At 71.4% G+C, this 26656-nt stretch carries 17 protein-coding genes, 2 tRNA genes and 1 pseudogene; 8 read left to right on the forward strand and 12 right to left on the reverse strand.

Annotation, left to right across the window (positions count from 1 at the left end):
* From parC to B351_RS0111860, 4 genes are all read right to left on the reverse strand, one after another.
* The coding region (gene parC / locus B351_RS0111845; RefSeq protein WP_019399260.1) for a DNA topoisomerase IV subunit A at window positions 1-1725 on the reverse strand (1725 nt) is incomplete at its 3' end.
* A gap of 64 nt (window positions 1726-1789) precedes the next feature.
* Entirely contained in the window at window positions 1790-3607 is a 1818-nt protein-coding gene (locus B351_RS0111850) for an SLC13 family permease (RefSeq protein ID WP_019399261.1), read from the reverse strand.
* A gap of 139 nt (window positions 3608-3746) precedes the next feature.
* A tRNA-Leu gene (locus tag B351_RS0111855) sits at window positions 3747-3831 on the reverse strand.
* A gap of 131 nt (window positions 3832-3962) precedes the next feature.
* Window positions 3963-4047: transfer RNA gene (locus B351_RS0111860), tRNA-Leu, on the reverse strand.
* Between the two features lie 110 nt (window positions 4048-4157).
* On the opposite strand from B351_RS0111860, the gene rnr reads away from it, so the two are divergent.
* The 3 genes from rnr (at window position 4158) to B351_RS0111875 (ending at window position 10646) form a co-directional block, all read left to right on the forward strand.
* Window positions 4158-6593 (forward strand): ribonuclease R, encoded by a 2436-nt coding sequence (gene rnr / locus B351_RS0111865; protein WP_039731562.1) that lies wholly within the window; start codon window positions 4158-4160, stop codon window positions 6591-6593.
* 272 nt (window positions 6594-6865) lie between these two features.
* Window positions 6866-7612 (forward strand): 23S rRNA (guanosine(2251)-2'-O)-methyltransferase RlmB, encoded by a 747-nt coding sequence (gene rlmB, locus B351_RS0111870; RefSeq protein ID WP_019399263.1) that lies wholly within the window; start codon window positions 6866-6868, stop codon window positions 7610-7612.
* A 25-nt stretch (window positions 7613-7637) separates the two neighbouring features.
* Window positions 7638-10646, forward strand: a complete 3009-nt coding sequence (locus B351_RS0111875) for a two-component regulator propeller domain-containing protein (protein ID WP_083852446.1) — start codon at window positions 7638-7640, stop codon at window positions 10644-10646.
* A gap of 7 nt (window positions 10647-10653) precedes the next feature.
* On the opposite strand, the gene rnt is transcribed toward B351_RS0111875, so the two are convergent.
* The 7 genes and pseudogenes from rnt to pstS (B351_RS0111915) all read right to left on the reverse strand — a co-directional run bounded on the left by rnt (window position 10654) and on the right by pstS (B351_RS0111915) (window position 17270).
* Window positions 10654-11250, reverse strand: coding sequence for a ribonuclease T (gene rnt, locus B351_RS0111880; RefSeq protein ID WP_186828153.1), 597 nt, complete (start codon window positions 11248-11250; stop codon window positions 10654-10656).
* 129 nt (window positions 11251-11379) lie between these two features.
* Window positions 11380-12072, reverse strand: coding sequence for a phosphate signaling complex protein PhoU (gene phoU / locus B351_RS0111885; protein ID WP_019399266.1), 693 nt, complete (start codon window positions 12070-12072; stop codon window positions 11380-11382).
* Between the two features lie 123 nt (window positions 12073-12195).
* The gene (gene pstB / locus B351_RS0111890) at window positions 12196-13023 is read right to left on the reverse strand and encodes a phosphate ABC transporter ATP-binding protein PstB (protein WP_019399267.1); all 828 of its coding nucleotides are present in this window, start codon (window positions 13021-13023) and stop codon (window positions 12196-12198) included.
* Window positions 13024-13042: 19 nt separating this feature from the next.
* The gene (gene pstA, locus B351_RS0111895) at window positions 13043-13903 is read right to left on the reverse strand and encodes a phosphate ABC transporter permease PstA (protein WP_026010655.1); all 861 of its coding nucleotides are present in this window, start codon (window positions 13901-13903) and stop codon (window positions 13043-13045) included.
* On the reverse strand, window positions 13903-14871 hold the full coding sequence (gene pstC, locus B351_RS0111900) for a phosphate ABC transporter permease subunit PstC (RefSeq protein ID WP_019399270.1): 969 nt from the start codon (window positions 14869-14871) through the stop codon (window positions 13903-13905). The genes pstA and pstC overlap by 1 nt, the downstream gene beginning before the upstream one ends.
* Window positions 14872-14970: 99 nt before the next feature.
* Window positions 14971-16057 (reverse strand): annotated as a pseudogene (pstS, locus tag B351_RS17385) (phosphate ABC transporter substrate-binding protein PstS).
* Between the two features lie 175 nt (window positions 16058-16232).
* Window positions 16233-17270 carry a phosphate ABC transporter substrate-binding protein PstS gene (pstS, locus tag B351_RS0111915; protein ID WP_019399271.1) on the reverse strand — a complete coding sequence of 346 codons (1038 nt, stop codon included), beginning with the start codon at window positions 17268-17270 and terminating at the stop codon, window positions 16233-16235.
* Window positions 17271-17558: 288 nt separating this feature from the next.
* On the opposite strand from pstS (B351_RS0111915), the gene B351_RS16760 reads away from it, so the two are divergent.
* From B351_RS16760 to B351_RS0111940, 5 genes are all read left to right on the forward strand, one after another.
* A complete protein-coding gene (locus B351_RS16760; RefSeq protein ID WP_019399272.1) occupies window positions 17559-18809 on the forward strand; it encodes a porin in 1251 nt (416 codons plus the stop codon).
* 145 nt (window positions 18810-18954) lie between these two features.
* The gene (locus B351_RS0111925) at window positions 18955-19596 is read left to right on the forward strand and encodes a TetR/AcrR family transcriptional regulator C-terminal domain-containing protein (RefSeq protein WP_019399273.1); all 642 of its coding nucleotides are present in this window, start codon (window positions 18955-18957) and stop codon (window positions 19594-19596) included.
* A 129-nt stretch (window positions 19597-19725) separates the two neighbouring features.
* Complete coding sequence (locus B351_RS0111930) at window positions 19726-20817, forward strand: efflux RND transporter periplasmic adaptor subunit (protein WP_026010657.1); 1092 nt, start codon at window positions 19726-19728, stop codon at window positions 20815-20817.
* Complete coding sequence (locus tag B351_RS0111935; protein ID WP_019399275.1) at window positions 20814-23990, forward strand: efflux RND transporter permease subunit; 3177 nt, start codon at window positions 20814-20816, stop codon at window positions 23988-23990. The genes B351_RS0111930 and B351_RS0111935 overlap by 4 nt, the downstream gene beginning before the upstream one ends.
* 146 nt (window positions 23991-24136) lie before the next feature.
* On the forward strand, window positions 24137-25729 hold the full coding sequence (locus tag B351_RS0111940; protein WP_019399276.1) for a M20/M25/M40 family metallo-hydrolase: 1593 nt from the start codon (window positions 24137-24139) through the stop codon (window positions 25727-25729).
* 81 nt (window positions 25730-25810) lie between these two features.
* Here B351_RS0111940 and nth read toward each other — a convergent pair whose 3' ends face one another.
* Window positions 25811-26608, reverse strand: coding sequence for an endonuclease III (gene nth, locus B351_RS0111950; protein WP_019399277.1), 798 nt, complete (start codon window positions 26606-26608; stop codon window positions 25811-25813).
* Window positions 26609-26656 lie beyond the last annotated feature (48 nt).

Here is a 26656-nt window from a genome sequence, read left to right on the forward strand (position 1 = left end):
CTCGCCGTTGCCGCGCGCCGAGGGCAGGGTGTGCGCCGGGGTCGAGTAGCTGCGGCCCTGGGAGTCGATGAAGGCCACCTGCCAGGTGCTGCGCGCGCGCACCGCCGCCAGCAGGGCGTCGCCCTCGCGGTAGGACAGGCCGGCGGCATCGACGTCGTGGCCCTTGGCCGCGCGCACCCAGCCCTTCTGCGACAACACCACGGTGACCGGCTCGCTGGGCACCAGCTCGGTCTCGTCGATGGCGTGCGCGGCCTCGCGCTGCACCAGCGGCGAGCGGCGGGCGTCGCCGAACTTCTTGGCGTCGGCCAGCAGCTCGTCCTTGACCAGCTTCTTGAGCTTGGCCTTGCTGTCCAGGGTGGCGAGGATGCGTTCCAGCTCCTTCGCCAGCTCCTCCTGCTCGCCGCGGATCTTCATCTCCTCCAGCCGGGCCAGCTGGCGCAGCCTGGTCTCGAGGATGTAGTCGGCCTGTTCCTCGGTCAGCCCGAAGCGGGCCATCAGCACCGGCCTGGGCTCGTCCTCGGTGCGGATGATGCGGATCACCTCGTCGAGGTTGAGGAAGGCGACCAGCAGGCCTTCCAGCAGGTGCAGGCGGCGCTCGACCTTCTCCTGGCGATGCTTGAGCCGGCGCACCACGGTGTCGGTGCGGAAGGTCAGCCACTCCTCCAGCAGGGTGCGCAGGTTCTTGACCGCCGGCTTGCCGTCCAGGCCGATGACGTTGAGGTTGACCCGGTAGCTCTTCTCCAGGTCGGTGGTGGCGAACAGGTGGCCCATCAGCTGCTCGGCGTCCACGCGGTTGGAGCGCGGCACCAGCACCACCCGCACCGGGTTGGCGTGGTCGGACTCGTCGCGGATGTCCTCCAGCCACGGCAGCTTCTTGGCGCGCATCTGCGAGGCGATCTGTTCGATCACCTTGGACGGGGAGACCTGGTAGGGCAGGGCGGTGACGACGAAGTTGCCGTTCTCCTTCTGCCAGGTGGCGCGGGCGCGGACGCTGCCGCTGCCGCTCTCGTACATGGCGCGCAGCTCGGCCGGCGGGGTGATGATCTCCGCCTCGGTCGGGTAGTCCGGGCCGCGCACGTGCTCGCACAGGTCGGCGACGCTGGCGTCCGGGTCGTCGAGCAGGCGCACGCAGGCGCTGACGATCTCGTTGAGGTTGTGCGGCGGCACGTCGGTGGCCATGCCCACGGCGATGCCGGTGGTGCCGTTGAGCAGCAGGTGCGGCAGGCGCGCCGGCAGCCAGCTCGGCTCCTCCAGGGTGCCGTCGAAGTTCGGCGTCCAGTCCACCGTGCCCTGGCCCAGCTCGCCCAGCAGCACCTCGGCGATCGGGGTCAGCTTGGCCTCGGTGTAGCGCATGGCCGCGAACGACTTGGGGTCGTCGGGCGAGCCGAAGTTGCCCTGGCCCTCGATCAGCGGGTAGCGGTACGAGAACGGCTGGGCCATCAGCACCAGGGCCTCGTAGCAGGCCGAGTCGCCGTGCGGGTGGTACTTGCCGATGACGTCGCCGACGGTGCGCGCCGACTTCTTCGGCTTGGCCGCGGCGTTGAGCCCCAGCTCGCTCATCGAATAGATGATGCGCCGCTGCACCGGCTTGAGCCCGTCGCCGAGGAACGGCAGGGCGCGGTCCAGGACCACGTACATCGAATAGTCCAGGTAGGCGCGCTCGGCGTACTCGCGCAGCGGGATCTGTTCGAAGCCGTGGAAGGCGGGGCGGATGGTTTCGGTCATTGCGGGCACAGCTGCGGGACAGGAGCGCGATTCTACCCGCGTGCCGCCGCCCGGCGCCCGCCGCTCAGGGCAGGGAAGGCAGCAGCGGGCCGCCGAGCCACAGGGCGCGGGCCATCCAGGCCGAGGCCAGGCCGATCAGCAGGGTCAGCGGCACCCCCACCTTCAGGAAGTCGCCGAAGGTGTAGCGGCCCGGGTTGAGGATCAGCAGGTTGCCGTGGTGGCCGATCGGGGTCAGGAACGAGGCCACCGCGCCCATCGCGGTGCAGACCACGAACGGGGCAGGGGGCAGGCCCAGGGCCTCGGCCACCGCCAGCGCGATCGGCGCCAGCAGCACGGTGGTGGCGGCGTCGGACAGGATCTGGGTGAGCAGGGCGGCGGTCCAGAACATCACCAGTAGCAGCCCGAACACCGGCCACTGGGCGGCGTGGGCCATCAGCAGGTCGGCCACGGCCTGGGCGGTGCCGGTCCGCTCCATGGCGATGCCCAGCGGGATCACCCCGGCGATCATCACGTAGATGCGCACGTCGACCTGCCGGTAGGCCTCCTCCACCGGCACGCAGCGGCACAGGACCATGGCCACCGCGCCGGCGAGGAAGGCGACCTGCGGGGCCAGCAGCCCGGTGGCCGCGGCGACCACGGTGGCGGCCATGATCGCCAGCGCCACCGGCGCGCGGCGGCGGGCCTGGCCGCGGCCCTGGAACGGCATCAGCATCATGAAGCCATGGTGGGAGGACAGCGGGCGGATGTCGGCCTCGCGGCCCCACAGCACCAGCAGGTCGCCTTCTTCCAGGCGCATCTCCGACAGTTCGCCGTGCAGCCAACCCTCGCGCCGCCACAGGCCGACCACGACCACGCCCAGGGTGCGCAGGAAGTCGATGTCGGCCACGCTGCGGCCGATGAACTCCGAGTGCGGCGCGACCACCGCCTGCACCAGCTGCTCGTCGCCCAGCAGCTCGGCCTGGCCGCCCTGGCGCGGACTGTCGCCGTACTTGGCCACCGCGTGCAGGGCCAGGCCCGGCTCGTCCTTGATCGAGGCGATCTCGTCCGGCGAGGCACGCACCAGCAGCACGTCGCCGGCCGCGAGCGGGCTGTCGCCGGACTGCCGGCGCCGGCGCATGCCGTAGCGCAGCCAGTCCACCACCTGCAGGCGCTCGCTGAAGGCCTCGTCGAACTCGCGCCGGGTGCGCCCGACCCAGGGCGAGCCTTCCTCGACCAGCAGCTCGGTGTAGTAGCGCTCCAGGCGCATGTAGTCGCCCTGCGGGGCCTCGCCCTGGCGGCGCGGCACCAGCCAGCGCGCCAGCAGCATGTAGACCGTGCCCAGCACCACCAGCACCGCGCCGATCGGGGTCACGGCGAGGATGTCCAGGCCCTCGCCGCCGGCGCGTTGCAGCAGGTCGCTGGCCAGCAGGAAGGCCGGCGCGCTGAACAGGGTCAGGGTGGTGCCCAGCGAGGCGGCCAGCGACATCGGCATCAGCAGGCGCGAGGCCGCCAGCTGCCGTTCCCGCGCCAGCCGCATCAGGATCGGCAGCATCATCGCGGTGACCATGACGTGGTGCGAGAACGCGGCCAGGGCGGCGGTCGCTGGCATCACCACCGCGATCGTGCGCCACTCGCTGCCGCCGGCCGCGCGCCCGATCGCCGCGCCGATGCGGTCGGTGATGCCGGTCGCGGAAAGGCCGGCGGAAAGCACGAAGACCGAGACCACGATGATCGCCGGCTCGCTGGAGAACCCGGCCAGGACCTGGCGCGCGTCGAGGACGCCGGTGAAGGCCAGCGCGAGCAGGGCCAGCATCGCCACCAGGTCCACGCGCATGCGCCCGCTGACGAACAGTGCCAGCGCGGCGCCGAGGATGGCGAGGAAGACGATCTGTTGTGGGTCCATGCCTATGCATCCCCCTGCGCGGACCCGGATCGTGCCAGAAGGACGCCGGGGGCCTGGTGATGCCCACGTTCGCGGGCCCTGATACGAAAAAACCTCGCCGGGGCGAGGTTCATCGATGGCCGTCTGGCCGCTGCGCCGTTGGTGCCCAGGAGAGGACTCGAACCTCCACGGTTTTACCCGCTAGTACCTGAAACTAGTGCGTCTACCAATTCCGCCACCTGGGCGGCGCAGGGCGGCAATTCTGCGGGAGGCGGTTGCACCTGTCAACAGTCCCCGCGCGGCGCGGGGCGGAACGCCGGATGCAAAAAAACCCCGCCGTTGGCGGGGTTCTTCGTAGGCCCGAAAGCCGGTGTCTTGGTGCCCAGGAGAGGACTCGAACCTCCACGGTTTTACCCGCTAGTACCTGAAACTAGTGCGTCTACCAATTCCGCCACCTGGGCAGGTGAGGCGGCGCATTCTGGAGGCGCGCGAAGGCAATGTCAACGGTCCGTGCACGGCGGTCGCGGCGGACCCCGGGTCCGGTACAGCAGCCGGGGTGTAGGATCGGCCCATGAAGAAGACTGGAAGTCGCGGCGGCAGCCGCAAGGGAGCCGGCGGCGCCGGCGCAGGCAAGGGAAGCAGGACGGCGGGCGGCAAGGCCGGCGCAGGGCGCCAGGCAGGCAACAAGCTGCCACCGTGGATGCCGGAGCCGGCGCCCGCGGCGCGGCCGGGCAAGGCCGGGGCGGCGGTGCGCGCGCCACGGCGGGTGATCGCGGCGGGGCCCGATCCCTTCGCCGAGCGCGAGGCCCAGCGCTACGACAATCCGATCCCCAGCCGCGAGGCGATCCTCGCCACCCTGGAGGAGGCGGATGGCCCGCAGACCCATGCGCAGCTGGCGGCCCTGCTCGGGCTGGACGGCGATCCGGAACGGTTCGAGGCCCTCGGCAAGCGCCTGGGCGCGATGGTGCGGGATGGCCAGCTGGTGCAGAACCGGCGCGGCGGCTTCGCCCCGCTCGAGCAGACCAACCTGATCCCCGGCACCGTGATCGCCAACCCGGAAGGGTTCGGCTTCCTGCGCCCGGACGGCGGCGGCGACGACCTGTTCCTGGCCCCGTACGAGATGCGCAAGGTCATGCACGGCGACCGCGCGCTGGCCAACGTCACCGGCATCGACCGCCGCGGCCGCCGTGAGGGCAGCATCGCCCGCGTGCTCGAGCGCGGCGTGCACCGGCTGATCGGCCGCTTCGGCAGCGAGGCGGGCATCAGCTTTGTGGTCCCCGACGACGCGCGCATGCAGCGCAACCTGCACATCCCGCCGGACGCCACCGGCGGCGCGCGCGAAGGCCAGCTGGTGGTGTGCGAGCTGGTGGCCCCGCCGGACACCCGGCGCCCGCCGATCGGCAAGGTGGTGGCGGTGCTGGGCGACAGCCTGACCCCGTCGCTGGTGGTGGAGACCGCGATCCACGGCCACAACCTGCCGCACGAGTTCCCGCCGGAGGTGCTGGACGAGGCCACCGCGATCCCGCTGCAGGTCGAGCCGTCGATGATCGGCGACCGCGTGGACCTGCGCGACCTGCCGCTGGTGACCATCGACGGCGAGGACGCCAAGGACTTCGACGACGCGGTGTACTGCGAGCCCAACCGCCAGGGCTTCCGCCTGGTGGTGGCGATCGCCGACGTCTCCCACTACGTGCGCCCGGGCACGCCGCTGGACGAGGAGGCGCAGAAGCGCGCCACCTCGGTGTACTTCCCCGGCTTCGTGGTGCCGATGCTGCCGGAGACGCTCTCCAACGGCATCTGCTCGCTGAACCCGAAGGTCGACCGCATGTGCTTCGTGTGCGACATGCAGGTCGACCACGAGGGCGAGGTGGTGCGCTCGAAGTTCTACGAGGCGGTGATGAACTCGCACGCGCGCCTGACCTACACCCAGGTGTGGAAGGCGGTGGGCGAGGACGACCCGGAGGCGAAGGCGCAGGTCGGCGCACTGATGCCGCAGGTCGAGCGCCTGTACCAGCTCTACCAGGTGCTGGCCGCCGCCCGCGCCCGGCGCGGGGCGATCGAGTTCGAGACCACCGAGGTGCGCTTCGTGCTCGACAACCGCGGCGAGGTCACCCAGGCCGGCATGCTGCCGCGCAACGACGCGCACAAGCTGATCGAGGAATGCATGATCGCGGCCAACGTCGAGGCCGCGCGCTACCTGCTGAAGACCCGGATCCCGGCGCCGTTCCGCATCCACGAGAAGCCGCCGGAATCCAAGTACGCGGACCTGCTGGAGTTCCTCAAGGAGTTCAGGCTGAGCCTGCCGCCGTGGAGCAAGGTCACGCCCGGCGACTTCACCCGCCTGCTGAAGAAGGTGCGCGACCGCGCCGACGCCACCCTGCTGGAGTCGGTGCTGCTGCGCAGCCAGAGCCTGGCGGTGTACTCGCCGGACAACGTCGGCCACTTCGGCCTGGCGCTGGAGGCCTACGCCCACTTCACCTCGCCCATCCGCCGCTACCCGGACCTGCTGGTGCACCGCGCGATCAAGCACGCGCTCAAGCGCGGCAAGCCCGACGGCTACCTGTACTCGGCCCGCGACATGGCCGGCCTGGCGCTGCAGTGCTCCGAGCGCGAGCGCCGCGCCGACGAAGCCGAGCGCGAAGTCGACGAGCGCTACCGCGCGGCGTGGATGGAGAAGCACGTCGGCGGCCAGTTCGACGGCGTGGTCAGCGGCGTGACCAGCTTCGGCCTGTTCGTGGAGCTGGAGCAGTCCAAGGTCACCGGCCTGGTGCACGTGACCCAGCTGCCGCACGACTACTACCAGTTCGACCCGATGCGGAAGATGCTCACCGGCGAGCGCCGCGGGCTGGAGTTCCGCCTCGGCGACCGGGTGCGGATCGTGGTGCTCAAGGCCAGCATGGAGGACCGCAAGATCGACTTCCGCCTGGTCCCGGACGACGCCGACGGCGGCCTGCCGCCGCTGCCACCGCGCGGCCAGCCGGCGAAGCGGCCCAAGCGCAAGTACTGAGGACGGGGCCGTGGGCGGCCATGGCGCAAGCCCGGACGATGGCGGCGGCTGCCACTGCGGTGCGGTCCGCTTCCGCGCCACCGGTACCCCGGGTGCCGCCTCGACCTGCCACTGCCGGATCTGCCGGAAGGCCTTCGGCGGTTAGTTCGCCCCGCTGCTGGAGCGGAGCCGCGGCGCCGGCCTGGTGGCCCGCGCACGGCTGAAGGCCCGCGCCGGCGGCGATCGCGGCGGGATGCGATAATGCCGGCCTTCCTTACGTGGCCGTGCAGTCGATGAGCAAGCAGAACCAGTGGGTGGTGGGCGTCAACGCCGTGGCCTCCGCCATCGAGAACGATGCGGAGCACGTGCGCGAGGTCCTGGTCGACTCCGGTGCGCGCAATCCGCGCCTGGTCGAGATCGAGGAGCAGGCCCGCCGCTACGGGATCGAGGTGCGCAAGGTCGCCACCCAGGCGCTGGACGGCATCGGCGGCAACGTCCGCCACCAGGGCGTCGCCGCGCGCTACGCCGCCGCCAGGACCTGGGACGAAAGCGAGCTGCCCGGCCTGGTCGAGGCCGCCGGAGGCAAGGCCCTGCTGCTGGTGCTCGATGGCGTGCAGGACCCGCACAACCTCGGCGCCTGCCTGCGCAGCGCGCTGGCCGCCGGCGCCACCGCGGTGGTCATCCCCAAGGACAAGTCGGCACCGGTGAACGCCACCGTGCGCAAGCCCTCGGCCGGCGCCGCCGACCGCCTGCCGGTGGTGCAGGTCACCAACCTCGCACGCACCCTGCGCGAGCTGCAGAAGCTGGGCGTGTGGGCCTACGGCCTGGCCGGCGAGGTCGACGACACCCTTTACGGCGTGGACCTCAAGGGCAACGTCGCCCTGGTGCTGGGCGGCGAGGCCGATGGCCTGCGCCGGCTGACCCGCGAGACCTGCGACGGCCTGGTCCGCATCCCCATGCCCGGCGACGTGGAAAGCCTCAACGTGTCGGTGGCCGCCGGCATCTGCCTGTTCGAGGCGGTCCGCCAGCGCGGCGGCTGAGGGGGCGGCGGGGACAGGGGGCGTGATGCGGCCGAGCGGATCCCGGTGGACCACCCGCGGATGCCGGTTGCGCATCGCGCAGGCCCTGCTGCTGTGCCTGCTGGCGTGGCTGCCGGCGGCGGTGCTGGCCGCGCCGCCGGGTCCACCGCCGCTGCGCGACTACGCGATCGACGCCTGGAGCACGCGCAACGGCCTGCTGCACAACTCCGTGCGCGACATGGCCCAGACCGCCGAGGGCTACCTCTGGTTCGCGACCTGGGAGGGCGTGGTCCGCTACAACGGCGTCGAGTTCACCCCGTTCCACCGCGGCACCCGGCCGGGCCTGCGCGACAACGGCGTCGGCGCGCTGTACCTGGACCCGCAGCGGCGGCTGTGGCTTAGCGACTCGCGGGGCAACCTTGGCCGCCTGGGCGCGGATGGCGCCTGGGAATACCTGGAACGCCCGCCGGAGTGGCCCCGCGCCCTGGTCCACGACATGGTGATGGACGGCGGCGGCCGGTTGTGGCTGCTGTTCGAGAACCATGGCCTGGGCTGCGTGCAGCCGGACGGGCGCCTGGAGTACATCGCGCCGCCGCCGGGGATCCCGCTGCCGGCCAGCTTCCCGCGCATGGCCGTGGATGCGTCCGGCAACCTGTGGATCGGCACCCTGGAAGGCCTGGTCGTGCGCGCGGTGGATGGCCAGTGGCGGCGCTTCGGTCCCGCCGATGGCCTGCCCGCGGGCCTGGTCTGGCCCTACATCGCCCCCGACGGCACGCTGTGGCTGGCGGCCGGCGAACGCGTGTTCCGCCGCCGCGGGGACGGCCGCTTCGCCGCGGTGCACGTGTTGCCCGGCGCCGGCTACTTCACCTCGATGCTGCAGGACCGCGAGGGCTACCTGTGGCTGGGCACCGAGAACCGCGGCGTCGCCCGGATCGGCCCGCACGGGCAGGAATGGCTGCCGCCGGAGCGGCTGACCAACGGCCGCATCGCCAGCCTGCTGGAGGATGCCGAGGGCGGCATCTGGATCGGCGCCAACGGCGGCCTGTTCCGCCTGCGCGAGGCGCTGTTCACCGGCTGGACCCGGCGCGACGGCCTCGGCGGCGAATACGTGCGCGCGCTGCTGGAGGACTCGGCCGGCACGCTGTGGGTGGGCGGCGGCGGCGGCCTGGACCGGCTCGGCGCCGACGGCCGCTTCCACCCGGTGCCGCTGCCGGGCGGCAACGCGCCGGTGCCCTCGATCCTGAGCCTGGCCGAGGGCCGCGAGGGCGACCTGTGGGTCGGTACCTTCGCCGATGGCGTGTTCCGCCTGCGCCAGGGCCGGCTGCTGCAGCACTACGGCCAGGCCGAGGGCGTGCCCAGCGGCCACGTGCGCGCGATCGCGGTGGACGGCGACGGCCGGGCCTGGGTCGGCACCCGCCGCGGGGTGGTGGTGGTCGACGACGCCGGCGTGCTTCCGCCGCCGCCGGTGCCCGGGATGCCGCAGGGCCTGGTGACCGCGCTGGCGGCGATCGACGGCGAGCTGTGGATCGGTTCGGTCGAGGGTGCCAGCGTGCTGCGCGCCGATGGCACGGTGGAAAAGCTGCCGCTGGAGCGCGCCGGCGGCGACCCGCGCACCGTGTTCGGCTTCCACAAGGTCGGCGGGGCGGTATGGGTGGCCAGCGACCGCGGCCTGTTCCGCATCCGCGATGGCCGTCCGGCGCGGGTCGGGCTGGAGCAGGGCCTGCCGGTGGACGCGGTGTTCTCGCTGCTGGCCGACACCGCCGGCGATGCCTGGATCACCAGCAACCGCGGCGTGCTGCGGGTGCCGCTGGCGGCGCTGGAGGCCGCCGCCGACGGGGCCGGCAGCGGCCGCCTGCCGCTGCAGCACTACACCGAGATCGACGGCCTGCCCAGCTCGCAGGGTAATGGCAGCTCCTCGCCGGCGGCGATCCGGCGGCGCGACGGCAGCATCTGGCTCGCCACCGCCGCCGGCGCCGCCAGCGTCGACCCGGAGCGGCTGGCGCGCTACGCCGACCGGCCGGCGCCGCCGCCGGTGATCGAGGCGGTGAGCGTGGACGGGCAGGCGCTGGACTGGCGCGCGACCACCGCACTGCCGGGCGGCAGCCGCCTGGCGGTGACCTATGCCGGCCTCAGCTACCTGCTGCCGGAGCGGATCCGCTACCGCACCCGCTTGCACGGCCTGGACGGCGGCTGGGTCGAGCGCGGCACCCGCCGCGACGTGGAATTCATCGGCCTGCCGCCGGGGCAGTACACCCTGGAGGTGCAGGCCGCGCACCCGGGCGGGGCGTGGAGCCCGCAGGCGGCGCGCTGGTCGTTCCAGGTGCGGCCGCTGTGGTGGCAGCGCAGCGACGTGCGCATCGGCGGCGCGCTGCTGGCGCTGCTGCTGCTGTACGGCCTGTACCGCTACCGCGTGCACAGCTACCAGGCCAGCAACCGGCGCCTGGCGCAGCTGGTGGACGCGCGCACCGCCGACCTGAAGGCGCAGGCGCAGCGGCTGCAGGAAATCGACCGCGAGCGTGCCGGCCTGCTGGAGCAGCTGCGCGAGCAGGCCGAGGGCTATGCCCGCCAGGCCCGCGAGGACGCCCTGACCGGCCTGCCCAACCGGCGCCAGTTCGAGGAAACCCTGGCCCGCGACCTGGCCCTGGCCCGGCGTGGCGCGCATCCGCTGTGCCTGGCGCTGCTGGACATCGACCACTTCAAGCGGATCAACGACACCCGCTCGCACAGCGTGGGCGACCAGGTGCTGCGCGAGTTCGGCCAGCTGCTGCACGGCCAGCGCCGCGGCTCGGACCTGGTGGCGCGGCTGGGCGGCGAGGAGTTCGCGCTGCTGATGCCCGATACCCGGCTGGAGGAAGCACTGCCTGCCTGCGAGCGGCTGCAGGCGCGGACCCGCGCACACCGGCCCTGGGCCGGCCTGGAGGACCTGGAGGTGAGCTTCAGCCTGGGCCTGGTGGAACTGCGCCCGGGCGAGGACGCCGAGGACCTGTACCGGCGCGCCGACGCGGCCCTGTACCGGGCCAAGCGCGAGGGCCGCGACCGCCTGCAGCTGGGCTGAGCGGCGCTCAGCCCGGCAGCGGCGAGGGCCAGGCGTTGGCGATGCGGCAGAACAGGCGCGCGGTCTGCTCGGCGTCGTACACCGCCGAATGCGCTTCCTTGGCGTCCCATTCGAACCCGGCCGCCTGCATCGCCCGCGCCAGCACGGTCTGGCCGTAGGCCACGCCGGCCAGGGTCACCGTGTCGAACACGCTGAACGGGTGGAACGGGTTGCGCTTGTGCCCGCTGCGCGCCACCGCGGCATTGACGAAGTTCAGGTCGAAGTGGGCGTTGTGGCCGACCAGGATCGCGCGCTGGCAACCGTGCCGGCGCACCGCGGCGCGGACCTGGTTGAACACGTGGCCCAGTGCGTCGCGCTCGGGCTTGGCCAGGCGGAACGGGTGGTCCAGGTCGATGCCGGTCACTTCCAGCGACTTGGGATCGATCTCGGTGCCGGGCGCGGGGATGAAGTGCGCGCTGGCGGTCTTGCCGGGCACCAGCAGGCCCTGCTCGTCCATCTCGATCGGGACCGCCGCCATCTCCAGCAGGGCATGGCGGTTCCAGTCGAAGCCGCCGGTTTCCACGTCCACCACCACCGGCAGGAAGCCGCGGAAGCGGCGCGCCATCGCGCCGGGAGGCGCGGCCGGGGTCTCGTCCTTGTGCAGGTCGTCCAGATCGCTTTCGGTCATGCCCGCAAGGGTACTTCACGGCGGCCCCGGCGGGGGCACCGCCGGCCCGCGGGACCGCGCGCCGGTTCAGGGCGGGGCCGCCGCCGCGGTCCCGTCGCGCTTGTCGCGCGGCTCGGGGGGCGGTTCCCCGTGCAGCAGGAACCAGGCGTTCTCGGCGATGTTGGTGGCATGGTCGCCGATCCGCTCCAGGTTCTTGGCCATGAACAGCAGGTGCGTGCATGGGGTGATGGTGCGCGGGTCCTCCATCATGTAGGTGAGCAGCTCGCGGAACAGGGCGGTGTATTGCTGGTCCAGGCGCGCGTCGTTGTCGCGCACCTGCAGGGCCAGTTCGCCATCGCCCTCGCGGTAGGCGCGCAGGGCCTGGCGGACCTGGCCGGCGGCCAGCATGCCCAGCGCCCGCAGGCCAGCGGTATGCGGCAGCGGGGGCGCGGTGTTGAGGGCGATCGAGCGCTTGGCCACGTTGGCGGCGTAGTCGCCGATGCGCTCGATGTCCGCGGGGATGCGCACCCCGACCAGGATCTCGCGCAGGTCGCGCGCAAGCGGTCCGCGCAGGGCCAGCAGCATCACCTCGTGGCTGATCCGCCGCTCGGCATCGTCGATGGCGTCGTCGTTGGCGACCACCCGCCGCGCTGCGGAGTCGTCGCGGCGCTCGACCACGTCCAGCGCCGCCTCCAGCTGCGCCACCGCGACATGCCCCATGTCGATGATCTGTTCGACCAGCTGTCGCTGTTCCTCGTCGTAGCTCCTGACGATATGCATTCAGCACCTCCGGTGCTTGGTTCGGGATTAGGCATTCGGGACTAGGGATTCAGGTGGCAGCGTTGGTTTGCTCTTACGAATCACCAATCACGAATCCCCAATCCCGCACCGGCAGGTTCGGCGTCAGCCGAACCTGCCGGTGATGTAGTCCTCGGTCTGCCGCTTCGAGGGACTGGAGAAGATCGTCTCGGTGCGGTCGTGTTCCACCAGCTCGCCCAGGTACATGAACGCGGTGTAGTCGGATACGCGCGCGGCCTGCTGCATGTTGTGGGTGACGATGACGATCGTGTAGTCGCGCTTGAGCTCCTCCACCAGCTGCTCGATGCGGCTGGTGGAGATCGGGTCCAGGGCGGAGGTCGGCTCATCCAGCAGCAGCACGTCCGGGCGCAGGGCCACCGCGCGGGCGATGCACAGGCGCTGCTGCTGGCCGCCGGACAGGCCCAGCGCGGACTGCCGCAGCTTGTCCTTGACCTCGTCCCACAGCGCGGCCTGGCGCAGGGCCTGCTCCACGCGCCCGGCCAGCTCGGCCTTCGACAGCCGCTCGTGGTGGCGGATGGCGTAGGCCACGTTCTCGAAGATCGTCATCGGGAACGGCACCGGCTTCTGGAACACCATGCCCACGCGCGAGCGCAGCCGGTTTATCGGGTACTTCGGCGAGAGGATGTCCTCGCCGTCCAGCAGCACCTGGCCGCGCGCCTCCAGCTTCGGGTACAGGGCGTAGATCCGGTTGAACACCCGCAGCAGGGTGGACTTGCCGCAGCCGGAGGGGCCGATCAGCGCGGTGACGCGCTTCTCCGGGATCTCCAGGTCGATGCCCTTCAGCGCATGGAACCGGTCGTAGTAGAAGTCCAGCCCGCGTGCCGCGAGCTTGACCGGCGCCGCGGCGGCCTCCGGACGGGCGACGGCGGCCAGCGACAGCGGCTTGGCGGAGGTGGTCTCGGGGAGGTTCATGGCCAGGTCCAGGGCGGGGTCAGTCATGGGAGATCCGGTTGCGCAGCAGCAGGGCGCGTGCGGCCAGGCTCACCAGCAGCACGAAGACGGTCAGTACCAGGGCGCCGGCCCAGGCCAGCACCTGCCAGGACTCGTACGGGCTGGCAGCGAACTGGTTCATCACCACCGGCACCGAGGCCATGGGCTGGAAGACATGAGTGCTCCAGTACTGGTTGCCGAACGCGGTGAACAGCAGCGGCGCGGTCTCGCCGGAGATGCGGGCCAGGGCCAGCAGCACGCCGGTGACGATGCCGGCGCTGGCGCTGCGGTAGAGCACCTGCACGATCACCTTCCACTGCGGGATGCCCAGCGACAGCGCGGCCTCGCGCATCTGCACCGGCACCAGGCGCAGCATCTCGTCGGTGGTGCGCACCACCACCGGCAGCACGATGAAGGCCAGCGACAGCGCGCCGGCGAAGGCGGAGAAGTTGCCGCCGGTCTGCATCACGTACAGCGTGTACACGAACAGGCCCAGCACGATCGATGGCGCCGACAGGAGGATGTCGTTGACGAAGCGCACCACGGTGCCGGCCTTGCGCGCGTTGCCGTACTCGGCCAGCCAGGTGCCGGAGGCGATGCCCAGCGGGGTGCCGATGGCGATCGCCATCACGCACATCACCGCGCTGCCGAAGAACGCGTTGGCCAGGCCGCCTTCCTGCATCGGCGGCGGGGTCATGCGGGTGAACAGGTTCCAGTCGATGCCGGCCATGCCCTTGGCTACCAGCGTCCACAGGATCCAGCCCAGGAAGAACAGGCCGAACAGCGCGGTGGCGCAGGACAGCACCAGGGCGACGACGTTGACGACGCGGCGGCGCAGGTACAGCGCGGTGGTGGCGGACATCAGTTGCCCTCCCGGCGGGCCAGGCGCAGCAGCATCAGGCGGGCGATGGCGAGCACCACGAAGGTGACGATGAACAGCACGAAGCCCAGCAGCAGCAGCGCGGAACGGTAGGTCTCGGTGGCCTCGCCGAAGTCGTTGGCGATCAGCGCGGCGATGGTCGTGCCCGGCTCCAGCAGCGAGGGCGACAGGCGCACCGCGTTGCCGACCACGAACGCCACCGCCATGGTCTCGCCCAGGGCGCGGCCCAGGCCGAGGAAGATACCGCCGATGACCGCCGAGCGGGTGTACGGCAGCACGATGTCCCAGCTGACTTCCCAGCGGGTCGAACCCAGCGCGTAGGCCGATTCCTTGAGCCGGGTCGGCACGGTCAGGAACACCTCGCGCATCACCGAGGAAATGAACGGGATCACCATGATCGCCAGCACGAAGCCGGCGGTGAGCAGGCCGATGCCCAGCGGCGGGCCCTGGAACAGCGGGCCGATCACCGGCGCGGTGCCCAGGTTCTCGTTGAGCCACGGGGTGACGTACTCGGTCATCACCGGCACCAGCACGAACAGGCCCCACATGCCGTAGATGATCGAGGGGATGCCGGCCAGCAGCTCGATGGCCGTGCCGACCGGCCCGCGCAGCCAGCGCGGCGCCACCTCGGTGAGGAAGAAGGCGATGCCGAAGCTCACCGGCACCGCCACCACCATGGCGATCAGCGCCGTCACCAGGGTGCCGTAGATCGGCACCAGGGCACCGAAGCGGTTCTCGACCGGGTTCCATTCGGCCGAGTAGAAGAAGCTCAGGCCCTGGGTCTGCAGCGCGTCCCGCCCGCCCCATAGCATCGACAGCGCCGCCCCGGCCAGGGCGACCAGCACGAAGGCCACGCAGGCGGTCAGGGCGTAGCGGAACATCCGGTCGGCGCGGGCGTCGCTGCGCTCGCGCGCGTCGGCCTGGCTGGCGTGCAGGGTGATGGTGTTCATCGGCTCGCTGGGAATAGGTGCGCGCGGGGCGGCGGTCCGGGGAGGGTCGGACCGCCGCCCGGCGGCGCAGGGGACGCGGTGTGGCGCGGGCGTGCCGGCTTACTTGAACTCGCTGGCCCAGTAGGCCTCGATCTGCTGCACCAGCTCCGGCGGCAGCGGCACGTAGTGCAGCGCGTGGGCCTGCTCGCGGCCGTGCTCGAAGGCCCAGCGGAAAAACTCCAGGGTGGCCTGGCTGCGGGCCGGGTCCCTGGCCTGCCTTGGGCATCAGCATGAAGTTGGTCGCGGTGATCGGCCAGGCGGCCTCGCCCGGGGCATTGGTGATCACCAGGTTGAAATCCTGTGCGTTGGCCCAGTCGGCGCTGGCTGCGGCGGCGGCGAAGCTGTCGGCGCTGGGCTGGACCCACTGGCCGGCGGCGTTCTGCAAAGATGCGTAAGGCATGCCGTTCTGCAGCGCGTAGGCCAGCTCGACGTAGCCGATGCTGCCGTTGATCTGCTGCACGTAGGCGGCCACGCCCTCGTTGCCCTTGCCACCCACGCCGCTCGGCCACTGCAGCGAGGTGCCTTCGCCGATGCTGTCCTTCCACTGCGGGCTGACCTTGGACAGGTAGTTGGAGAAGTTGAAGGTCGTGCCCGAGCCGTCGGAGCGGTGCACCACGGTGATCTTCTCGGCTGGCAGCGCCAGGCCCGGGTTGGCGGCGACCAGCTGCGGGTCGTCCCAGCGGGTGATGCGGCCCATGAAGATGTCCGCCAGCAGGGGGCCGGTCAGGCGCAGCTGGCCGGGCTCGATGCCGGCCACGTTGAACACCGGCACCACGCCGCCGATGGCCGAGGGGAACTGGCCCAGGCCGGCCTCGGCCAGCTCTTCCGGCGGCAGCGGCTTGTCGGAGGAGCCGAAGTCGACGGTGCCGGCCTTGATCTGGGCGATCCCGCCGCCGGAGCCGATCGACTGGTAGTTGACCTTGTGGCCGGTGGCGGCGTTGTAGTCGGCCGACCAGCGCGACACCAGCGGGTAGATGAACGAGGCGCCGGCACCGGAGATCTGCGCGGTCACCGCTTCGCTGCTGCCGGCCGCGGGCTCACCGGCGGTGCCGTTGGTGTCGGCCGGAGCATTGCCATCGCCGCAGGCGGACAGCGACAGCGCCGCGGCCAGGGACAGGATGAGGAGGCGGGTAGGGAAGCGCGTCATTGGGCGGGACCTGTGTTCGTGCCGGCTGGCCGGCGGATGCGCACATCAAATGATGTTTTCGTGACACCCGTATGACAGCGGCCGTCGCGCCTTTCAGGAACCTGTAAAGAACGGAGCGCGGCCGTGGCCGCGCTCCGGGTGTTGCGTCGGGGAGAGAGACCCGGCGCGAACCTGGTCAGTACTTCATGTTCTGCGCCCAGTAGCCCTCGATCTGGCGCACCAGCGCGTCGGGCAGCGGCACGTAGTCCAGCTCGCGCGCCTGGGCGTCGCCGTTGGCATAAACCCAGCGGAAGAATTCCTTGGCGTTGCGCGCGCCGGCGAGGTTCTTCGGCTGCCTGTGCATGAGGATGAAGTTGGTGGCGGTGATCGGCCAGGAGGCCTCGCCGGGCGCGTTGGTCATCACCAGGTGGAAGTCGCGGGTCGCGCCCCAGTCGGCGCTGGCCGCGGCCGCGGCGAAACTCTCCTCCGATGGCTGCACGAAGCGGCCGGCGGCGTTCTTCAGCGCCACGTGCGCCAGCCGGTTCTGCAGCGCGTAGGACAGCTCCACGTAGCCGATGCTGCCCTTGACCTGCTTCACGTACGCGGCCACGCCCTCGTTGCCCTTGCCGCCGATGCCGGCCGGCCACTGCAACGAGGTGCCTTCGCCCACCTTCTGCTTCCACTCCGGGCTGACCTTGGACAGGTAGTTGGCGAAGTTGAAGGTGGTGCCCGAGCCATCGGAGCGGTGGACCACGGTGATGCGCGCCTCCGGCAGGGACAGGCCCGGGTTGAGCGCGGCGATTGCCGGATCGTTCCAGCGCGTGACATTGCCCAGGAAGACCGCGGCCAGGGTGGGGCCGTCCAGCCTCAGCGCGCCGGGCGCGATGCCTTGCACGTTGACGATCGGCACCACGCCGCCGATCACCGATGGGAACTGGGCCAGCCCGTGCCGGGCCAGCTCCTCCGGCTCCAGCGGCTTGTCGGAGGAACCGAAGTCCACGGTGCCGGCCTTGATCTGGGCGATGCCGCCGCCGGAGCCGATCGACTGGTAATTGACCTGCTTGCCGGTGGCCGCCTTGTAGTCGGCCGACCAGCGGGTCATCACCGGATAGATGAAGGACGCGCCGGCGCCGGTGGCGTCGTTGGCCAGCGCAGGGGAAAGGGTCGAGGCAGCCGCGACCAGGGCGGCGGCCACGCGGGTCTTGAACGAGGGTTTCACCAGGGATGACTCCATAGCGGGTGGAAGACGCGGGTGCCTGCCGGGCACCCGTCGCGGCGCATTGCAGCGCCGGGGCATGACAGCGCCGGGTCAGGGCGGTGACGCGGCGATGACAGCCCTGGCGGCCGGCACGCGCGCCGTCATCGTCCGGTCATGCGGGTGTCGCATGGCTGTCAGGTGGCGCGCGCAAGCTGCCCGGCGCCCGACCGGTGCCGCCCGCCGCGGCGCCGATTCCCATTCCCGCAAAGAGAGCCTTCCATGCGTCATATCCATCTTGCCGTTGCGCTCGCCGCGGCCCTTGGCATGAGTGTTTCCAGCAGCGCCTCCGCCGCCGATCCCGCCGAACTGGCCCGGCTGAAGGAGCAGCTGGCCGCGCTGCAGGCCAGGGTCGCCGAGCTGGAGACCCGCACCGATGCGCAGTCGGACATCAATGTCGAGACCCGGCAGGACCTGGAGGCGATCACCACCACCACGCCCAGGGTCGAAACCAGGGGAGGCATCAAGCTCACCTCGGCGGACAGGAAGTTCGAAGCCTCGCTGGGCGGCCGCGTCCACTTCGACGCCTACGCCTTCGACCGCGACCTGGCCGCCACCACGGGCACCAGCGAATTCCGGCGCGCGCGCCTGACCCTGTCGGGCAAGGCCCTGGGCTGGGACTACAAGCTGGAGCAGGACTTCGCCGCCGGCAGCAACCTCGACGGCCTGCGCGACGCCTGGATCGCCACCAGCCTGGGCGGCGGCAAGCTGACCATCGGCCACTTCAAGCCCTACCGCTCGATGGAGGAACTCACCAGCTCCAACGAGATCCTGATGATGGAGCGCCCGTTCGCCTCCGCCACCGGCCTGTTCGGCGGCCGCCAGTTCCAGCAGGGCGTGGGCTACCTGCGCGCCGGCGACCGCTACACCGCCGGTTTCAGCGTGTTCAACCTGCGTGGCGCCGCGGGGCCGCGCAACGAAGGCATGGGCGCCGCCGGCCGCGTGACCTTCGCGCCGGTCAACACCGCCGAAAGCACCTTGCATTTCGGCGCCTGGGCCAGCCGCGAGGATGCCAACAAGGGTTCGGCCGACCTCGTCGCCACGGCCAACTACGCCGGCCGCCGCGGGCCCTCGCTTGCCATCGCCACCACCCCCGGCGCCAGCGGCGACAGCGTCACCGCCTACGGCCTGGAAGTCGCCGGCGCGTTCGGCCCGCTGTTCTTCCAGGGCGAGTACGCCAACGCCCGCTTCGGCCAGCCGCTGGGCGGCGACCAGGACGTGGCGGCCTGGTACCTGCAGGGCAGCTGGCTGCTCAACGGCGGGCACAAGGTCTACAAGAGTGGCACCGGCGTGTTCGGCTCGCCCAGGGGGGATCGCGGGCTGTGGGAACTGACCGCGCGCTACGACACCATCGAGAACGAGGACGTGGCGGACCGGAAGGCGAGCAGCGCGATCGTGGGCCTGAACTACTACGTCAACCCGAACCTGCGCTTCATGTTCAACTACACCCGCGGCGACAACGAGCTCACCGGCGACGAGACCGGCCAGTACGCGGTGCGCACCCAGTTCAGCTGGTAACCCGGCAGTCCGTCCCGACGCGACGCCCCGCAATGCGGGGCGTCCGTCGTTCCTGAGGCCGGAAAACCGGCGGCGATCAGGGGGCTTGCATGCCCCTGCCTAACACTGTTAGCTTCTTGGCCTAACGGTGTTAGGCGAGCCTGCCATGGCCCTGCAGCGCGACAAGATCATCGAAACCGCCTTCCGCCTCCTGGACGAGGAAGGCCTGGACGGCATGACCCTGCGCAAGCTGGCCTGCGCGGTCGGGGTGCGCGCGCCATCGCTGTACTGGCACTTCCGCGACAAGCGCGACCTGCTGGACGCGATGTCCGAGGCACTGCTGGAAGGCGTGGCCCGGGACATTCCCACCGGTGCCCACTGGCGCGAAACCGTGCACCGGATCGGCGCCGAGCTGCGCCAGGCCTTCAAGTCGCGGCGCGACGGCGCACGCGTGTACGCCGGCACCTTCGCCGTGAGCAGGAACGTGCTGCGCACGACCGAGGCCCTGGTCCAGGCCTTCCGCGACGCCGGCGCGGAGCCGGAGTTCGCGGCCACCGCTGGCCTGCACGTCATGCACTACGTGCTTGGCTTCGTGATCGAGGAGCAGGCCTTGCCTACCGATCCGGACCAGGTCGCGCTGCTGAAACAGGCGTTCACCGATGCGGTCGAGGACGGCTGTCCCTGCCTGCGCGATGCGCGCGATGCGCTGCTGGAGCCAGACTTCGACGCGCGTTTCAGGGAAGGCCTGGAGCTGCTGCTGGACGGTGTCGAGCGGCGCGTGGCGGCCGGCCGGGGGAGGAAGCGGTGATGCCTGCCATCGTGCAATGGCGTCCGCCCGACCTGGCGGCGCGCGCCTCCCGCTCCTGAAGTCGTTCCCACCCCAACCCGAGCCGTACCCGTGTCCAGGGCGCGGTCTGCGATCGTGACTGGAGTTCCCATGAAAGCAAGGATCCTGCGCCAGCCCGTGCTGGCGATGGCGCTGCTGGCAGTGCTGGCCGGCTGCGGCGGCGAGGCAACGGAGGAGGCCGCGCAACCGCCTGCGGTGACGGCGGAGGCGCCGCGCCTGCAGCAGGTCGCGCGCAGCCTGCGCGTCTCCGGTCCGGTGGCCGCCTACGAGGAGATGCAGCTGGGCGTCGAGCTCAACGGACTGCGCGTCACCGCGCTCAACGTGGACGTGGGGCAGCAGGTGCGTGCCGGCCAGGTGCTGTTGACCCTGGACCACCGCACCCTGGACAGCGAACTGGCCCAGGCGCGTGCGTCGATGCAGGAGGCCGAGGCCGCGCTCGCCCTGGCGCGCGCCAACTACAGTCGTGCCGAGACCCTCGCCGCGCGACAGCTCATCAGTGCCAGCCAGCTCGACGAGCTGCGCGCGCTGCGCATCCAGGCCGAGGCGCAGCTGGCCACCGCCCGTGCGCGGCGCGACGCGGCGCAGCTGCAACGCGACTTCGCCGAGCTGCGTGCGCCGGCCGACGGCATCGTCTCCAGGCGGATGGTGCAGCCGGGCCAGGTGGTCGCCGCCGGCACCGAGCTGCTGCGCCTGATCCGCGACGGCCGGCTCGAATGGCGCGCGGAACTGCCCGAACGGCAGCTGGCCCTGGTCGAGGTCGGCAACCCGGTGGAGCTGGCCTACCAGGGCAGCACCATCAGCGGCCGCGTGCGCGCGGTCAGTCCCGGCGTGGACGCGGAGTCACGCACTGGCACGCTTTACGTCGACCTGCCCGAGCCCGGTCCGTTGAAGGCCGGCGCCTACCTGGAAGGGCGCATCGTCACCGGCTCAGGCCAGGCGCTCATGCTGCCCAGCGAGGCGGTGGTCCAGCGCGACGGCCACGCCTACGTGTTCGTGCTCGACGATGGCCAGGTGGTGCAGCGGCGGCGCGTGCGCACCGGCCTGGCCGAGGCGGGGCGGATCGAGATCGTCGAAGGACTCGAGCCTGGCCGCCAGGTGGTGGTGAAGGGCGCCGGTTTCCTTGGCGAGGGCGACCGCGTGCGCGTGGTCGCGGACACGGACACGGAGGCCGGCGCGCCATGAACATCTCCGCCTGGGCCATCCGCCGGCCGCTGCCGGCGGTGATGGTGTTCTTCGTGCTGTGCGTGGCCGGCCTGTGGGGCTTCCACAGGCTGCCGGTGGCGCGCTTTCCCGACATCGCCTTTCCGATGACCACGGTCACCGTGGTGCTGCCCGGGGCCTCCCCGACCCAGCTGGAGGCCGAGGTCACCCGCAGGATCGAGGACTCGGTGGCCACGATCCCCAACGTCAAGCGGATCATGTCCTCGGTCAACGAGGGCGTGAGCACCACCATGGTCGAGTTCCAGCTCGAGGTGGACCTGGCCACCGCGCTGGACGACGTCCGTGACGCGGTCACCCGCGTCCGCACCGACCTGCCCCAGGACATCCAGGAACCGGTGGTCTCCAAGGTGGACATCGGCGGCGCGCTGATGACCTATGCGCTGGTCGCGCCGCGGATGAGCCAGGACGAGGCCAGCTGGTTCGTCGACCGCGAGGTCACCCGCGCCATGTACGGCGTGCCCGGCGTGGCCGAGGTCACGCGCGTGGGTGGCGTGGAGCGCCAGGTGCGCGTGGACCTGGATCCCGATGCGCTGCAGGCCTTCGGCGTCACCGCCGGCGATGTGTCCTCGCAGCTGGCGAAGATCCAGGTCGAGCGCGCGGGCGGCCGCGTCCTGCGGGCCGGCGGCGAGCAGGTGATCCGCACCATCGGCACGGTGGCCGATGCGCGCGAGCTGGAGGACTACAGCATCAGCCTGCCCGACGGGCGCGCGGTGCGGCTGTCGGCGCTGGCGCGGGTCAGCGACGCCGCCGCCGATCCGGCCGAGGCCGCCCTGCTGGACGGCAAGCCGGTGGTCGCCTTCTCCATGTCCCGGACCCGTGGCTCCAGCGAGGTCGAGGTGGAGGCCGGGGTGCAGGCGGCGCTGGAGCAGCTCAAGGCCAACCATCCCGGCATCGACTTCCGCCTGGTCACCACCGCCATCGACGAGACCCACCGCTCATACGACTCGTCGATGACGATGCTGTGGGAAGGCGCGCTGCTGGCGCTGGTGGTGGTGTGGCTGTTCCTGCGCGACTGGCGCGCGACCTGGGTCTCGGCGGTGGCGCTGCCGCTGTCGATCGTGCCGACCTTCGCGGTGATGCACTGGCTGGGCTTCAGCCTCAACATGATCACCCTGCTGGCGCTGGCGGTGGTGGTCGGCATCCTGGTGGACGATGCGATCGTGGAGATCGAGAACATCGTCCGCCACCTGCGCATGGGCAAGACCCCGCTCGAGGCCGCCCGCGAGGCCGCCGGGGAGATCGGCAATGCGGTGATCGCCACCTCCCTGACCCTGGCGGCGGTGTTCGTGCCGGTCGCGTTCATGCCCGGCGTCGCCGGCAAGTTCTTCCGCGAATTCGGCTGGACCGCGGCGACCGCGGTGCTGTTCTCGCTGCTGGTGGCGCGCCTGCTCACGCCGATGATGGCCGCCTACCTGCTCAAGCCGCACGACAGGGAGGAGCGGGATTCGCGGTTGATGCGCTGGTACCTGGGCTGGGTGGACGCGGCCCTGCGCCACCGCGCACGCACGCTGTGGATCGCGACCGGCCTGTTCGTCGCCTCGCTGGCCCTGGTGCCGCTGATCCCCGCGACCTTCATCCCGGTCTCGGACCTCGGGCGCAGCAACCTGAGCCTGGAACTGCCGCCGGGCACGCGGCTGGAGCAGACCGTGGCGGTGGCGGAGCGTGCCCGCCACATGCTGGCCGACATGCCCGAGCTCAAGCAGGTCTACACCACGGTGGGCAGCGTCCTGGACCTGGGCGACCCTTCGGCGCCGCCGGTGGGCGAGGCGCGCAAGGCCACCCTGGTGCTGGACTGGGGCAAGGCGGAGGAGCGCGGGCGCGACCAGACCGCGCTGGAGCGCGAGGTGCGCCGGCGCCTGTCGGTCCTGCCGGGCGTGCGCGTGAGCTACATCAGCTCCGAACCGGGCAACGTGATGCAGCTGGTGCTGGCGGGCGACGATCCGCGCCAGCTCAACGAGACCGCGCTGGCGCTGGAGCGCGAGCTGCGCGGCATCCCCGGCCTGGGCAGCATCACATCCTCGGCCTCGCTGCTGCGCCCGGAGATCCGGATCGAACCCGACCCGGCGCGCGCCGCCGACCTGGGCGTGTCCACCGCCGACATCGCCGAGGCCGCCCGCATCGCCACCTCGGGCGACTACGTCCAGCGCATGGCCAAGCTCAACCTGCCGGACCGCCAGATCCCGATCCGGGTGGGCTTCGCCGAGTCGGCGCTGGACAATCCTTCGCTGCTCGGACAGCTGCGGGTGAACGGGCGCAATGGCCCGGTGCCGCTGGCCGCGGTGGCCGAGATCGGCATGGGCAGCGGCCCGACCCAGGTCTCGCGCTACCAGCGCCAGCGCAACATCACCCTGACCGCGGAACTGAGCGGGCGGCCGCTGGGCGAGGTGATGGAAGAGGTGCAGTCGCTGCCAAGCGTGCGCAACCTGCCGCCGGGCGTGGAGTTCCTCAACGCCGGCGACGCGGAGGTGTTCGTCGAGCTGTTCGTCGGCTTCCTGCTGGCGATGGTCGCCGGCATCGCCTGCATCTACATGGTCCTGCTGCTGCTGTTCAACCATGCGCTGATGCCGCTGACCATCCTCGTGGCGGTGCCGCTGTGCGCCGGCGGCGCGTTCGGTGCGCTGCTGCTGACCCAGAACATGCTGTCGCTGCCGGCGCTCATCGGGCTGCTGATGCTGATCGGCATCGCCACCAAGAACTCGATCCTGCTGGTGGACTACGCGGTGATCGCCGAGGACGAGCAGGGCATGAGCCAGCACGCCGCGCTGGTCGACGCCTGCCGCAAGCGCGCCCGGCCGATCATCATGACCACCCTGGCGATGGGCGCGGGCATGATGCCGATCGCGCTGGGCCTGTCGGGCGATTCCAGCTTCCGCGCGCCGATGGCCATCGCGGTGATCGGCGGCCTGATCACCTCGACCCTGCTGAGCTTGGTGGTGATCCCGGCCGCGTATACCGTGGTGGACGACCTGGGCGGATGGTTCGCGCGGCGCTTCGGCCGCGGTTCCGCGCATCCGCCGCAGCCGGCGCGCCGTGGATGCGGCCGGCTGAGGCCCGGTAGTGCACTGCCCGCCGCGGCCGCGGCGGGCATGTGCCGGAAGTCAGGCGCGTCGCGGGCTCCCTTGCGCTTAGGATAGGGGTTCGGCCGCGCCGGTTTCGCGCGTAGCGCGAAACCGGCGCGGCCTTTTCCGTGACCGATTCCACGCCGGGCCGCGTGCGCCGGAGGGTCGGTGGTTGTGTTCCTGACAGGGGAGTAAGACGAAGTGGCGGGCATGCTGCGAGCATGGTGTTGGCGGGACTGGTGGCGGCGTCGGGCGTGTCCGGCGCGCACGCAGGGGAGCCGGTGGACCTGGACATGGTGGCCAGGATCCGGCAGGAAGCATTCGCAAGGTCGCAGGCGCCGGCCAACCTCAAGGAGCTGACCGAGACCGTCGGTCCGCGCCTGACCAATTCGCCCGCCTATGCGCGGTCGACCGAATGGGCCAAGGCCAAGCTGCAGGGCTATGGCCTGGCCAACGTGCACGAGGAGGTCTACGACCCGGCGTTCGGCCGCGGCTGGGAATACCGCGCCTCGCGCGTGGAGATGTTGTCGCCGCGGCAGATGCCGATCCACGCGGCGCCCAAGGCGTGGACGCCGGGCACCCAGGGCCAGGTCGAGGGCGAGGTGGTCAAGGCCGCGCTCAAGACCCGCGAGGACCTGGAGAAGCACAAGGGCCAGCTGCGCGGCAAGATCGTGCTGCTGGACGACGCGCGCAAGTACAAGCCGAACGACAAGCCCGACTTCCGCCGCCACAGCCACGACGACCTGGGCGAGCTGCAGACCTTCCCGGTGCCGGAGGATGCCGAGGAAGGCGCGCAGCAGAAGCGCCTGGCCGAGTACCGCAAGCGCCAGGAATTCTCGCGCGAGCTCAACGCCTTCCTGGCCGAGGAGGGCGTGCTGGCGACGCTGTCGATCAGCTCCTGGGACAACGGCATCCTGCGCGTCACCGGCGGCGGCTCGCGCAAGGCCGGCGAGGCGGCGGGCGTGACCGAACTGGTGGTCGCCGCCGAGCACTACAACCAGCTGGTGCGCGCGGTCGAGCGCAAGCAGGACTTGCGCCTGCGCCTTGACATCGATGCCGGCTTCACCAGCGAGGAAGACCTGCCGGCGAGCAACGTGTTCGCCGACCTGCCGGGCGGCAGCAAGGCCGACGAGGTGGTGGTCATCGGCGCGCACCTGGACTCCTGGCACACCGGCACCGGCGCCAGCGACAACGGCGCCGGCGTGGTGGTGATGATGGAGGCCATGCGCATCCTCAAGGCGGTCGGCGCCAAGCCGAAGCGCACCATCCGCCTGGCGCTGTGGGGCGGCGAGGAGCAGGGCCTGCACGGCTCGGCCGGCTACGTCGCCAAGTACCTGGCCGACTGGCCGGAACCCACCGATCCGGAGCAGAAGGCACTGCCGCGCGCGTTCCAGCGCGGTACCGGCCCGCTGCAGCGCAAGCGCGGCTACGACCGCTTCGCCGGCTACTTCAACTTCGACAACGGCACCGGCCGCATCCGCGGCATCTACGCCCAGGAGAACCACGCCGTGGTGCCGATCTTCAAGGCCTGGCTGGAGCCGTTCCACGACCTGGGCGCGGAGATCGTGACCACCCGCAACACCGGCAGCACCGACCACGTCTCGTTCGACCGCGTCGGCCTGCCCGGCTTCCAGTTCGTGCAGGACCCGGCGGACTACTTCACCCGCGTCCACCACACCCATCTGGACACCTATGACCACGTGGTGCCGGAGGACCTGAAGCAGGCCGCGGCGATCATTGCCTCGTTCGCCTGGCATGCGGCCAACCGCGACGAGCGCCTGCCGCGCAAGCCGTTCCGCGACCGCGACGAGTAAGCGGGAGCGTCGCCAGCCAATGCCGGCTTCCCGCGCGGGAGGCCGGCCATCCCGGAGGCCGCGTTGCGGCCTCCGGCCTTTTCAGCCCTCGGCGCTGCCCGGGGTCTTGTCCGGGAAGCGGCAGAGGTCGCGGATCACGCAGCGCGGGCAGTCCGGCTTGCGCGCCTTGCACACGTAGCGGCCGTGCAGGATCAGCCAGTGGTGCGCGTCCTGCATGAACTCCGCCGGCACCGTGCGCAGCAGCGCGTCCTCCACCGCGCGCACGTCCTTGCCCGGGGCCAGCCCGGTGCGGTTGGAGACGCGGAAGATGTGCGTGTCCACCGCGATGGTGGGCTCGCCGAAGGCGGTGTTGAGCACCACGTTGGCGGTCTTGCGGCCCACCCCGGGCAGGGCCTCCAGCGCCTCGCGCTGGCGCGGCACCTCGCCGCCGTGGCGTTCCAGCAGGATCCGGCAGGTGGCGATGATGTTGGCCGCCTTGGCGTTGTACAGGCCGATGGTGTTGATGTAGCGCTTCAGCCCGTCCTCGCCCAGGGCCAGGATCGCCTGCGGCGTGTTGGCCACCGGGAACAGGCGCCGGGTGGCCTTGTTCACGCCCACGTCGGTGGCCTGCGCCGACAGCGCCACCGCCACCAGCAGCTCGAACGGCGTGCTGTATTCCAGCTCGGTGGTCGGATGCGGGTTGAGCTCACGCAGGCGCGAGAACAGCTCGCGTACTTCCGCCGGCGCCAACCGCCCGGCGCGGGCGCGGATGCGCGGCTTGGCCGCGGCCTTGCGCGCCTTCGCGGCCGTGCCGGCTTTGTTCGCGGCCGCGGGCCGGGCGGCCGGTCCCGGGACGGCGGCGCCGGGACCCGAGGCGCGCTTGCGTACCACCTTGCTCATGGCTTGCGCCCCGCCGCCGCGCGCGCCCGCGCGCGGGCCAGGGCCGCC

This window comes from Pseudoxanthomonas sp. GW2 (assembly GCF_000283075.1).
GTDB lineage: Bacteria > Pseudomonadota > Gammaproteobacteria > Xanthomonadales > Xanthomonadaceae > Pseudoxanthomonas.